The 12,695-nt window shown below is 37.9% G+C and carries 13 protein-coding genes; 7 read left to right on the plus strand and 6 right to left on the minus strand.

All coding sequences use genetic code 11. The annotated features are described in order from the left end of the window. Nucleotides 1–405: 405 nt before the first annotated feature. Together OLW01_RS08750 and fabB are read right to left on the minus strand one after the other, a co-directional pair. On the minus strand, nt 406–1,560 hold the full coding sequence (locus OLW01_RS08750; protein WP_268073466.1) for a 4-phosphoerythronate dehydrogenase: 1,155 nt from the start codon (nt 1,558–1,560) through the stop codon (nt 406–408). A 218-nt stretch (nt 1,561–1,778) separates the two neighbouring features. Further along, the gene (fabB, locus tag OLW01_RS08755) at nt 1,779–2,996 is read right to left on the minus strand and encodes a beta-ketoacyl-ACP synthase I (protein WP_268073467.1); all 1,218 of its coding nucleotides are present in this window, start codon (nt 2,994–2,996) and stop codon (nt 1,779–1,781) included. 125 nt (nt 2,997–3,121) lie between these two features. Between fabB and mnmC1 the strand changes: the two genes are divergently transcribed. Continuing rightward, a complete protein-coding gene (gene mnmC1, locus OLW01_RS08760; RefSeq protein WP_268073469.1) occupies nt 3,122–5,224 on the plus strand; it encodes an FAD-dependent 5-carboxymethylaminomethyl-2-thiouridine(34) oxidoreductase MnmC1 in 2,103 nt (700 codons plus the stop codon). Nucleotides 5,225–5,287: 63 nt separating this feature from the next. Here the strand turns inward: mnmC1 and OLW01_RS08765 are convergent, their stop codons facing one another. Next, nucleotides 5,288–5,473, minus strand: a complete 186-nt coding sequence (locus OLW01_RS08765; protein WP_268073470.1) for a hypothetical protein — start codon at nt 5,471–5,473, stop codon at nt 5,288–5,290. Between the two features lie 96 nt (nt 5,474–5,569). On the opposite strand from OLW01_RS08765, the gene smrA reads away from it, so the two are divergent. From smrA to infA, 5 genes are all read left to right on the plus strand, one after another. Next, nucleotides 5,570–6,151: a DNA endonuclease SmrA gene (gene smrA, locus OLW01_RS08770; RefSeq protein ID WP_268073472.1), complete on the plus strand. Its 582-nt coding sequence runs from the start codon at nt 5,570–5,572 to the stop codon at nt 6,149–6,151. 155 nt (nt 6,152–6,306) lie between these two features. After that, nucleotides 6,307–7,260, plus strand: a complete 954-nt coding sequence (gene trxB, locus OLW01_RS08775) for a thioredoxin-disulfide reductase (RefSeq protein WP_268073473.1) — start codon at nt 6,307–6,309, stop codon at nt 7,258–7,260. Nucleotides 7,261–7,388: 128 nt separating this feature from the next. Further along, a complete protein-coding gene (gene aat, locus OLW01_RS08780; RefSeq protein WP_487307249.1) occupies nt 7,389–8,102 on the plus strand; it encodes a leucyl/phenylalanyl-tRNA--protein transferase in 714 nt (237 codons plus the stop codon). Next, nucleotides 8,080–8,814, plus strand: a complete 735-nt coding sequence (locus OLW01_RS08785) for an arginyltransferase (protein WP_268073476.1) — start codon at nt 8,080–8,082, stop codon at nt 8,812–8,814. Before aat ends, OLW01_RS08785 begins: the two co-directional genes overlap by 23 nt. Nucleotides 8,815–8,898: 84 nt before the next feature. Continuing rightward, the gene (infA, locus tag OLW01_RS08790; protein ID WP_268073477.1) at nt 8,899–9,117 is read left to right on the plus strand and encodes a translation initiation factor IF-1; all 219 of its coding nucleotides are present in this window, start codon (nt 8,899–8,901) and stop codon (nt 9,115–9,117) included. A gap of 115 nt (nt 9,118–9,232) precedes the next feature. Here infA and clpA read toward each other — a convergent pair whose 3' ends face one another. Both clpA and clpS read right to left on the minus strand, forming a co-directional pair. After that, nucleotides 9,233–11,506 carry an ATP-dependent Clp protease ATP-binding subunit ClpA gene (clpA, locus tag OLW01_RS08795; protein WP_268073479.1) on the minus strand — a complete coding sequence of 758 codons (2,274 nt, stop codon included), beginning with the start codon at nt 11,504–11,506 and terminating at the stop codon, nt 9,233–9,235. Between the two features lie 40 nt (nt 11,507–11,546). Next, nucleotides 11,547–11,867 (minus strand): ATP-dependent Clp protease adapter ClpS, encoded by a 321-nt coding sequence (clpS, locus tag OLW01_RS08800; protein ID WP_268073480.1) that lies wholly within the window; start codon nt 11,865–11,867, stop codon nt 11,547–11,549. A 227-nt stretch (nt 11,868–12,094) separates the two neighbouring features. On the opposite strand from clpS, the gene cspD reads away from it, so the two are divergent. Then, on the plus strand, nt 12,095–12,310 hold the full coding sequence (cspD, locus tag OLW01_RS08805; RefSeq protein WP_268073481.1) for a cold shock domain-containing protein CspD: 216 nt from the start codon (nt 12,095–12,097) through the stop codon (nt 12,308–12,310). A gap of 138 nt (nt 12,311–12,448) precedes the next feature. On the opposite strand, the gene OLW01_RS08810 is transcribed toward cspD, so the two are convergent. Then, entirely contained in the window at nt 12,449–12,691 is a 243-nt protein-coding gene (locus tag OLW01_RS08810; protein WP_326498568.1) for a DUF2835 family protein, read from the minus strand. Between the last annotated feature and the right edge of the window lie 4 nt (nt 12,692–12,695).

Consider the following 12,695-nt stretch of genomic DNA (forward strand, 5'->3'; position numbering starts at 1 on the left):
TCAGCAGACAATTAAAATATTGCTTGCCAGCCAAAATTTTATCTATTCGTTTACCTTGCCATTAAACAGGCAAAAATTATTCCAAGTTGTTTAAATTCTAATACAGCTAATAATACTAAGTGGCTTGCCACCTGTTATATAAAGAGATTAAAGCTATATACACTTAATGGTTCAAAGCGAATAAATTCACAAAAATATGTCCGTTATACCCCTAATAAGCGAGACAACTTTTCTAAACTAACACTTTAATTTTTAAATATATCTTTTTTCAAGATAGAATTAAGTGTGATCTGACTAACTGATTTATGTAATTAACCAGCCTGAACCCGAAACAAAAACATATTCAGTTAAGTTTAAAAGACAGCTATCTAATTTAACTTTTAGTTACCGCATTCAGGCTATTTATTACGATTCGGTTTTTAAGCTGGTATTAAACCCTAAATCAGTAAATATTGGCAATAGTGAATTATCACATTTGACTTTTAATGAGGTTACTTCACGGCGAATTGCATAGTTTTTTCTTAATTTATCAAAACTATCAGGCGCTTGTTTAAGTCCCATTCTAAAATCTAAATCATCATTTCGGATATCATAAATAAGGTTCATAATAGCGCGATATTGACGCTGGCTTAACGAATAATTATCCGTTAAAACCATGTGTTCTATCGCTAATGACGGCAATAATGATTCTAATTTTATGGGTGCGTCTACGCCTAAACGCTGACACATCATTTGGTATAATATTTCTGTGCCTCGTGCTTTTCCTTCAAGGCTGTGACCAGCTATATGCGGTGTGCCAAATTCAAGATAGTTTAATAAACCTAATTCAATATTTGGTTCATTCTCGAATACATCTAAAATCACACGTAGAGCATGCCCATTTTCAAAAAAGCGTAGTAATTCAGCGTTATCGATTACTTCGCCACGACATGCATTAATTAAAATCGTGTCAGGTTTTAATTTGCCTAAAGTTTCATAGTCAAACATGTGTTGGGTTGGATGAGCTCCCGCTTTAACCAAAGGTACATGGCAGGTAATTAAATCGCAAGCTAAAACAGCTTCAAAGTCCGCACTTTCAAAACTGGTATTTTCAGAAGCTTTAACCGGATCATATTGCACAACTTGACAGCCCAATGCATTGAACCGACGAACTAAACGCTCTCCAATTTGACCAACACCAATAATCCCAATCACTTTATCTTTTAACATAAAGCCGTATTTATTGGCTAAATTTAAACCTGTGCTTATAACATAATCAGCCACCGCATCGGCGTTACAACCAGGAGCCGCGCTCCATGGAATATTCCGACTTGCCAAATAATCGCTGTCAATATGGTTGTAACCGGCTGTTGCTGTACCTACAAACTTTAATTTATGACAGTCTTTTAGCAGGGCTTGGTTCACTTTAGTGGTTGAGCGAGTTAAAAGATAGTCGGCTTCGGAAATGTCTTTACTGGTGACTGTTCGGCCTTTAAAACGTGTAATCTGGCCAAGCTCTGAAAAAAATTCTTCAGCGTATAATAATGAGTCTTCGATAAAAAAATGCGGTTTTTCGCTCATGGTTAATTCAGCTTTGTTTTTAAATTTTTGTTAGTTAGATATTTTAAACTCAAAACCCAAAAAACTTTGTTTCAGCAGCCTATTAATTTTTTAAATAAACCTATTATATTTTACTGAAATTAATCGCTTTCAAGTTGCTTGAGTAAATAAGGTAATATAAATAAAAAGCCGCTAATAAGAGCGGCTTTTTATTTAAAGTATTTTCAATTTAACGACAGTTACGCTTTTTGAAAACGCTTAAATACAAGTGTAGCGTTTGTGCCACCAAAACCAAAACTATTCGACATAACAGTGTTGAGTTTAGCATCACGCGGTTCTGATACAATGTCTAATCCCGCTGCTTTTTCATCTAAGTTATCAATATTAATAGAAGGCGCAATAAAGTCGTTTTCTAGCATTAATAATGAATAAATAGCTTCGTGAGCACCTGCAGCCCCTAACGAATGACCTGTCATTGCTTTAGTTGCACTAATCGCAGGTTTATATTTTTCAAATACCGTTTGAATGGCTTCAAGCTCTTTAACATCGCCCACTGGAGTTGACGTGCCATGAGTATTAACATAGTCAATATTTTCATCAACTGTGGCCATCGCTTGCTCCATACAACGTATGGCACCTTCACCTGAAGGCGCAACCATGTCATAACCATCAGACGTTGCGCCATAACCAACAATTTCACCGTAAATTTTTGCACCACGCGCTAACGCATGTTCAAGCTCTTCAACCACGACAATACCACCACCACCGGCGATTACAAATCCGTCTCTATCAGCATCATAAGTTCGAGACGCTTTATCTGGTGTTTCGTTATATTTAGTTGATAACGCACCCATACCATCAAATAAACAAGCTAGTGTCCAATGTAATTCTTCACTGCCGCCAGCAAAAACGACATCTTGTTTACCTAACTGGATTTGTTCCCAAGCGTGACCAATACAATGAGCAGATGTAGCACAAGCTGAGCTAATTGAATAATTAACACCTTTAATTTTAAATGGGGTTGCTAAACAAGCAGAGGCGGTAGAACCCATAGTTTTAGTAACCATATATGGCCCAACACGACGCACGCCTTTAGCTTGCATAGTGGCCGCGGCATTTACTTGGTTTTCTGATGAAGCACCACCTGAGCCTACAATTAAGCCGGTTCTTGGGTTAGACATTTGCGATTCAGATAAACCAGAGTCGTCAACCGCTTGTTTCATCGCAATATAAGCATAGGCTGCAGCATCGCCCATAAAACGTAACTGCTTTCGGTCGATATGTTCAGAGAAGTCTATGTCTACGTTACCCCAAACCTGGCTGCGCATATTTGCATCTGCAAACTGCTGAGAATGTGTAATACCTGAGCGGCCAGCTTTTAACGAAGATGTTACTTCCTGTGCATTGTTCCCTATACTAGATACAATTCCTAAGCCAGTAATCACAGCTCTTTTCATAAAATTCCTCTTAGTGCAAAAGACACAACTTATTGCAAATTATTTTTCTGGTATGCTAAAAGTTGCTTATTATCGGTTAATTTCAAGTAAAATGCGATCCTTGTTATGCAATTGGGTGAATAAAATTGACAAAAATACACACCGCCAGCGTAGAATTTAATCAAAATGGTACACCTGTCTCGACCAAATTTGATGACGTCTATTTTTCTACCGACGATGGGCTTGCAGAATCTCGTTATGTTTTTCAGCAAGGTAACAAGTTAAATGATCGTTGGCAAACTTGGCCATACCATCATTTTACCATTGCTGAGACCGGCTTTGGAACTGGTTTAAATTTTTTAGCTGTCTGCCAAGCTTTCACTCAATTTAAACAGCAAAATCCAAACAGTCCATTAAAACAATTAAATTTCATCAGTTTTGAAAAATACCCACTATGCAAAACTGATCTTGCTAAAGCCTTGGCCCCTTGGCAAATGCTTTCTTGCTGGTCAGAGCAGCTCATTCAAAATTACCCCTATTTAGTTGAAGGTATACATAGAATTGAATTTGATTCGCAAATAAAACTCGATTTATGGTTTGGTGATATTCATACTCAACTACCCCAAGTAGCCGATAATCAAACCGGTATTGTTGATGCTTGGTTTTTAGATGGCTTTGCGCCTAGTAAAAATCAAGCCATGTGGCATCAAAATATCTTTAATCATATGGCAAGGCTTGCTTCAAAAAATGGTCATTTTGCAACATTTACCGCAGCTGGCTTCGTTAAACGTGGGTTAGTTGAAGCGGGTTTCGTTGTTAATAAACAAAAAGGGTTTGGTCGTAAACGTGAAATGCTATTGGGTCATAAGCTTCAAATCAATACCAACGAATCAAGCATCAGTCATCGAAATAAAAATAGACAAAATAAAACGACAACTGCCGACCCACATTCAAACAAGGTAGCTCAAACAAAATTAAAGCAAAGCTTGCAACCAACTCCGTATCCACAAATGCCAGCTAAAAGTAAACAAACTTGTATTATTGGCGGCGGCATCGCGGCCATTTGCACAGCATTAACCCTCGCCGAGCGTGGACACCATATCCATTTAATTTGCCAAAGCCATTTGGCTGATGGTGCATCAGGTAACCGCCAAGGTGCTATTTACCCGTTAGTACAAAATGAATTGAATAGGGTTACCGATTGCCATTTAAAAAGTTATCAATATGCCTGTCAATTTTATCAAAAATGGCGTCGCCGATTTGAATTCTCGGTTGATTTTTGTGGGGTGGTGCAACTGGCTTTTTCTGAAAAAATGCAAAAACGCCAGCAAGCTTTGCTTGCAAACCCAAGTTTGCCAAATGAACTGTTTGACCATGTTAAACAACAAGAAATGGAATCAGTGACGGGTATTAACTTCCCTCATAATGGCCTTTATTTTCCTCAAGGAGGCTGGCTAAACCCAACAAGTTTTATTAAAGCAGCGGTTAAATATTTACAACAAACCCAACAACTAACGCTTTCAACTCATACTCAATTAATTTATTTAAATCGACAACAAAATAACTGGCGGTTAACCTGCCAAACCACTCACGATAAACCTGAAACTCAGGTATTTGAAGCCGACAATGTCGTTTTGGCTCAAGGTTGGCAAGTGAGCCATTTACCTCAAACAACACATTTGGCGATTAAGCCCAGCCGCGGACAAGTTAGTTATTTACAATCGAATAAAACACTCAACCAACTAACAAAAGTGATTTGCCATAAAGGTTATTTAACACCGCAATGGCAAAATCTGCATAGCGTTGGTGCTACGTTCAAAATAGATCAAACAGATGCAAAAATTAGCGAAGAGGACGATAATGCAAATTTAGAAATGCATCAAACCCATACTCCTAATATTACAGGCTGGTTGACCGACAAAAATGTAGATTCGAGTCGCGCGTCGATTCGAGCCACCACAGAAGACAGATTACCTATGATAGGTAACGTTAGTCCAATCGAAAGCCTACAAACAGAGTTAAATGGATTTGCTAAAGGCGGGAGGTTGCCTCAACAGCCGATCAGTATATACCCTAACCTTTACGTTATTGCTGGGTTAGGTTCAAGGGGCTTAACAAATACACCTTTAATGGCTGAATCTTTAGCTGCAATAATGCAAAATGAAAGCATACCGCTATCACTTGATACCATTACAGCGGTGCACCCTAATCGTTTTGCAATCAGAACTATGAAAAGAGGCAAATTATAATCAAGATTAAAAATTTACAAAATCCTCTTCAAACGTCTTAATAAATGAATCTCGTTTAACTGTTTAAGGCATGTTGTTTAACGAAAAATTGACTTTTGTAGGGCTTTGTTGGTAGGTCGCTTTCAATTTTTCTATGTTATGAGTTAACGAGCGAATTGATTTAATAACATTATCAACAGAGGTCATTTCATTATAAATGACTTCTGGTTGACAAAAATCTGCTTGATCTAAGCTTACAAATTGTGACATAACAAACACCCACTGACCGATTCATTAATGATAATTTAACTATCGGCCAAGATGACAAAAGCTTAAGCTTTTTAGCCCATGTTTTTGGAGGTAACCATGAAACAGTCAAACGATTGGATTAGCTTTAGCCAAACCATGAATGATGTCAAACCTATGACTCAAGACAAGGTGATAAATAAACACAACAGTTTAGAACAACAAAAGAAACTTAAAAGACTAAATGCAATAAAAGCAGAGTCACAAGACGACAACACGCTAACAACTGAGTTTGTAGAACCCATTGACCCTTATGATTATCTTTCTTTCAAACGTGATGGTGTACAAGAAGGTGTTTATCGGAAGTTGCGACTTGGTAAATATCCTATAGATGCACAGCTTAATTTGCATAGACTCACTCTGTCAGAAGCAAGAATTGAAGTCTTTCAGTTTATTAAAGATTGTTATCAACACAATGTTCGTACTTTATTGATTATTCATGGTATAGGTCAACATAGCAAACCCTACCCTGCGTTACTTAAAAGCCATATTAACCACTGGTTACCAACGCTAAATACTGTGCTTGCAATGCACACTGCGCAAAAACATCATGGTGGGTATGGCGCTACTTATGTATTGATTAGGAAATCAGCTGATAAAAAACGTGAAAATAGAGAACGCCACTCAAAACGGTTCGTTTAATCGAGCCTATGCAAATTTGTTGTGGTGAATCGATAAAACCGAACTGACTAAATAATTTAATTCACTAGAAAATTAAATTAGACTTGAGATATGCTTTTTAGACCTCACTTTAGAAAGAATCATTTCAAGTTTCAAAATTAGATTGGAGAAAACACATGAGCGAAGCCAGACACAGTCGTCTGTTAATTTTAGGATCAGGTCCTGCTGGTTATACAGCGGCAGTATACGCAGCACGTGCAAATTTAAAACCCGTATTAATTACAGGTTTACAGCAAGGTGGTCAGCTAACCACCACAACAGAAGTTGAAAACTGGCCAGGCGATGCCAACGACCTAACTGGCCCTGCATTAATGGAACGTATGCAAGCTCACGCTGAAAAATTCAACACTGAAATTCTTTTTGATCATATTCATACCGTAGATTTCAAACAAAAGCCTTATCGCTTAATTGGTGATGCTGGTGAATATACTTGTGATGCTCTAATTATTTGTACGGGTGCGTCAGCTAAGTATTTAGGCTTAGAATCAGAACAAGCTTTCCAAGGGCGAGGCGTATCAGCATGTGCAACTTGTGATGGTTTCTTTTATAAAAACCAAAAAGTGGCCGTTGTAGGCGGCGGTAATACCGCAGTTGAAGAAGCTTTATATTTGTCAAATATTGCATCAGAGGTGCATTTAGTACATCGCCGAGATACATTTAAATCAGAGAAAATCCTAATCGATAGATTAATGGATAAAGTTGAAAACGGTAATATCATTTTACATACCGATCGCACACTTGATGAAGTTTTAGGTGACGATATGGGTGTAAACGCGATTCGTTTAAAAGATACAAAAAGTGACGCCACTGAAAATTTAGATGTTGCGGGTGTATTTATCGCAATTGGCCACAAACCTAATACTGATATTTTTGAAGGTCAACTTGAAATGAAAGATGGCTATATTATTACGCATTCTGGTTTGCAAGGTAATGCAACCGCATCTAGCGTTGAAGGTGTATTTGCCGCAGGTGACGTTTGTGACCACATATATCGTCAAGCAATCACTTCTGCTGGAACGGGTTGTATGGCTGCACTGGATGCAGAGCGTTATTTAGACGTGTTAAAATAATATTCATCCGCTTTAATAAAAAATGAGCAAGCTGGCCTTTGTGTTTGCTCATTTTATCCAATTCCACTAACCTATTTAGCTAAAGCCTTATATACTTAAGTCTTAATTGATCATAGCCGAGGTGTGCAATAGCTTTATATCAACTAGACGAACACAACGTCAATTTTCCTCCAGCTCAACTTGCTTTATCCAGCCCAAACGGATTATTGGCTATCGGCGGCGATCTTTCTCCACAACGCTTAATGTCAGCTTATCACAATGGTATTTTTCCTTGGTTTAATCCAGGTGAACCTATTTTATGGTGGAGCCCTGACCCGAGGGGAGTACTCTTTTTAGATAATTTACACATTAGCCGAAGCTTGAAAAAAAGCATTAGAAAGCAGGGATTTACATTTAGTGTCAATCAATCATTTGCAGCAGTAATTGAGCAATGTGCAACGCAAAGAGCCGCTCAAGAGGGCACATGGATAACCTCACAAATGAAAACAGCTTATACTCAATTACATCAACAACACAATGCATTTTCTATTGAAGTATGGCAAGCACAGCAACTAGTAGGCGGTTTATATGGCGTATTAGCTGGCGGCGTATTTTGCGGTGAATCTATGTTTCATACCGTCACTGATGCTTCTAAAGCTGCGCTCTGCTTTTTAGTTCACTTATGCAAACAATCCGGAGTCGAATTAATTGACTGTCAAATGCAAAATGAACACTTGGCAAGTTTAGGCGTGAGCGAAATATCAAGAGCGACTTTTTTAGAAAAACTGAACCAACTAACACCCAAAATGATTAATAAATCACTTTGGTTTGAGCAAATACATGAGTCATTCAATCCCAATTAAATTTGGCATTAGCCAATATTTTCCCTGTAATTATATTCCCACGGAGCAAGAGCGGCTGCTGGTTGCATTAGATTCTGTTGTGCAAACGCCCGAAAACTATGAACAGCTGATGACATTAGGATTTAGACGAAGCGGCGCTCAAGTTTATCGGCCTCATTGTGAAGCTTGCCATGCCTGCCAATCTATTCGGGTACCAGTTAAAACATTCAGTTTGAGTCGCAGCCAAAAGCGAACGGTTAAAAAAGCAAAACACTTTAGCGTGAGGCTAAACCAGAACTGTTCAAATATCATGCATTATTACCCTTTATTTGAAACCTACATCAATCAAAGACATTATGATGGCAGCATGTTTCCTCCAACAAAAGAGCAGTATCAAAGCTTTGTAGCTATTGATTGGCTCACGGTTGGATATTTAGAGGTTTATGACCAAGACAAGCTCGTTTCAGTCTCTGTGGTTGATGTATTGCCCGATAGCTTTTCAGCCGTTTATACATTTTTTGATCCCGCATATGATAAATACTCGTTAGGACGTTTTGCCATTTTACAGCTCATCGAGCAGGCTAAAGCCAATCAAAAGCAATATGTATACTTAGGTTATCAAGTAGATGAATGTCGTAAAATGAATTACAAAACTCAATACAAACCATATCAAAGGCTAATTGGCGGAAATTGGATTAATTCAGAGCAGATAATCGGAGAAAAAATCAGCTAAACCTTTACATACGCGACAGCTTAAGGCATGATCTGCGCCAATTTTCCGTATAAACATATTTTACAACTGAGGTTTTTAATTTAAATGGCGAAAGAAGATTGCATTGAAATGCAGGGAACGGTTTTAGACACGTTACCTAACACTATGTTCCGCGTAGAACTTGAAAACGGCCACGTTGTCGTTGCTCATATTTCTGGAAAAATGCGCAAAAATTATATTCGTATATTGACTGGCGACAAGGTTACAGTAGAACTGACGCCTTATGACTTGTCAAAAGGTCGTATTGTCTTCCGCCAGCGTTAATAATCTGGGCATAAATTGATGCCGGATATAACCCATTAGCTTTTAGAAAGTTGATATAAAAAAACCGACGTTCTCACGTCGGTTTTTTTGTAGCTTAAAAACGTGACATCATAATTTAATGATGCTCAGCTTCTGCCGCACAATCTTCATATTGAAATTGCAGCTCATCTCCATTTACCGATATAACGACATTACCGCCTTTAATCAGCTTGCCAAACAATAATTCATTCGCAAGTGGCTTTTTCAAATGCTCTTGGATGACTCGAGCCATAGGTCTTGCTCCCATCGCTTTGTCATAGCCTTTTTCAGCCAACCATTCACGAGCATCACTTTGTAAAATAAGTGAAACACCTTTTTTGTCTAATAAGGTTTCAAGCTCGGCTACGAATTTGTCAACAACTTGAACAATAATATCTGGTGTTAAATGATTGAACCAAATTGTATTATCCAAACGGTTTCTAAACTCAGGACTAAAAGTGCGATTAATTTCATTCATGGCGTCGCTGCTATGATCTTGCTGCTGAAAACCAATCGATTTTTTAGTTGTCTCTTGAACACCAGCATTGGTTGTCATCACCATAACAACGTTTCTAAAATCAGCTTTACGCCCGTTGTTATCGGTTAGTGTCCCGTGATCCATGACTTGCAACAGAATGTTAAATACATCGGGATGGGCTTTTTCAATTTCATCTAATAATACAACTGAGTGTGGATGTTTGATTACTTGATCAGTTAATAAACCACCCTGCTCATAACCAACATACCCAGGAGGTGCACCAATTAATCTTGAAACTGCATGTCGCTCCATATATTCAGACATATCAATTCGAATGAGTTCAACCCCCATAATTTTCGCGAGTTGCTGAGTGACTTCCGTTTTACCAACCCCAGTTGGTCCGGCAAAAAGAAAACTTCCCACAGGTTTACCTTCGTCTTGTAAACCCGAGCGTGATAATCGAATTGCAGACGTTAAGGTTTCAATAGCCAAATTTTGCCCAAACACCATCATTTTTAAATTGCGCTCAAGGTTTTTAAGCAAATCTTTATCTGATGATGAAACCGACTTTTCTGGAATTCTTGCCATTTTAGCAATAATCATTTCTATGTCGTTTACGCTAATCGTTTTCTTGCGTTTACTTGGAGCGGCCAACCGCTGACTAGCACCAGCTTCGTCGATAATATCAATCGCCTTATCAGGTAAACGACGCTCGTTCATATATTTAGCTGATAACTCTGCCGCTGCTCTTACCGCCTTTGCGGTGTAACGCACACCATGGTGTGATTCATAACGAGATTTTAATCCCATTAAAATTTTAGTGGTATCATCCACCGATGGCTCAACTACATCTACTTTTTGAAAACGTCTTACCAAAGCTCTGTCTTTTTCAAAAATACCTTGAAACTCTTGATAAGTTGTTGAGCCCATACATTTAATTTTGCCACCTGATAATAATGGCTTTAATAAATTAGATGCATCAAGCACCCCACCCGAAGCGGCACCCGCCCCAATAATAGTGTGAATCTCATCAATAAATAGAATCGCTTTTTCATCTCGCTCTAATTCTTTTAATAAGCTTTTAAAGCGCTTTTCAAAGTCACCACGGTATTTAGTGCCCGCTAGTAGCCCACCCATGTCTAATGAATAAATGGTGGCGTCTGCTATCACCTCAGGTACATCTTCGTGCACAATCCGATAAGCTAAACCTTCTGCTATTGCCGTTTTACCAACCCCAGCTTCACCAACCAATAATGGATTGTTTTTACGACGTCGACATAAAACTTGTATGGTTCTCTCTAATTCCTGGTCGCGCCCAATTAACGGATCTATTTTTCCTTTTTCTGCTTCTTTATTTAAATTAGTTGAAAATGAACGAAGTACACTGCCCTCTTCACTTTGAACTTCATCAACATGCTCTTCATCAATAGATGCACCGTCAAAATTATCCTCACCTTCTGTTTTACGAATGCCGTGAGAGATAAAATTAACCACATCTAATCGATTAACATCCGATTTTTTCAATAAATAAACCGCTTGTGATTCTTGCTCACTAAAAATTGCTACCAAAACATTTGCTCCGGTAACTTCTGTTTTTCCTGATGATTGGACATGAAAAACCGCACGCTGTAACACGCGCTGAAATCCAAGTGTAGGTTGAGTCTCCCGGTCTTGTTCATTTTCTGGTATTAATGGCGTCGTTTCATCAATAAAACTCGCCAACTCAGATTCAATGGTTTCAAGCGGCGCACCACAAGCTACGAGCGATTCCTTTGCTGCTGGATTATTCAATAAAGCCAACAACAAGTGCTCAACCGTCATAAATTCATGGCGGTTCTCTCGCGCTTGTCTAAATGCTTCATTTAACGTCTGCTCTAAATCTTTATTTAGCATAAGGTACTCCACTGGCTGACAAAAATAAGCATCCTTACCACTAGGCTTGTTCCATAGTACATTTTAACGGATGTTGATTTTCTTTCGAATATTGATTTACCAATGCCACTTTAGTTTCTGCGATATCGCAAGTAAAAACGCCACATATGCCTTTACCATCATAATGGATAGCCAGCATAACTTGTGTTGCTTTTTCCGTATCCATCGCAAAAAACTTCATTAACACATCGACCACAAAGTCCATTGGGGTGTAATCATCATTATTTAATACCACTTTATACATTGAAGGCGGCTTGAGTTTAGATTTAACCGCTTCTTTTAACTCACCATCTTGGTGATCAGGTTCATTTAACTTACCCATACTTAAAATATAGCTCTCGATTGAGTTTATGCACAACGAAAATCACTTTAACAAAAAATAAAGTGTTTTTTCATTTAAATTGAAATTTAACTTGACTGAAATTATATTTTATCTACAGTGAATATGTAGGCTGTAATTTAATTTTCAATGATTGTCATTAAATTTGCAGTATAGCCTAAACGATTTGAAATTTAGAAGTTTGAGTTGATATAGAAGGAATTAGCAGTATGGCTATCGGTAAAGTTAAATGGTTCAACAATGCAAAAGGCTTTGGTTTTATTGTTCCTGACGGAAAAGAAGAGGATGTGTTTGCACATTACTCGACTATTACTATGGATGGTTATAGAACATTAAAAGCAGGCCAAGAAGTAGAGTTTGAGCTTGAAGAAGGCCCTAAAGGTTTACATGCTACTAACATTAAGCTGACGGATATGGTTAAATAATAGAAGCTTACCTCTATTGTTGGCAACGGCCAAATAGCCACTAAATGTGACTAAAAACATATATTTAGTCGCTGTAAACCATAAAAAAAAGCAGCTTAGCTGCTTTTTTTATGGTTTAAATTCAATACAAATATAAACTTAAACAATCCGCTCAAAACTTAATATTTTATGACTCGTGTCTGTGAGTAATCTAAACCGTCCCTTTAACCCTCTACTATCCAAATGTTTTTTTAAATTAACGACCGGGATTTGAACTTTATAGCCCCTATCATCAATTAATAAAACGTGTTGCAACTGTCCAGTATAAAATATTTGGCATTCTAAATAGCTAATATTTAATGAAAAATAATAAGTATAATATGAGTTCATAGTAGGAAACATCAAA

The organism is Catenovulum adriaticum (genome assembly GCF_026725475.1).
In the GTDB taxonomy this organism is placed as follows: Bacteria; Pseudomonadota; Gammaproteobacteria; order Enterobacterales; family Alteromonadaceae; genus Catenovulum; species Catenovulum adriaticum.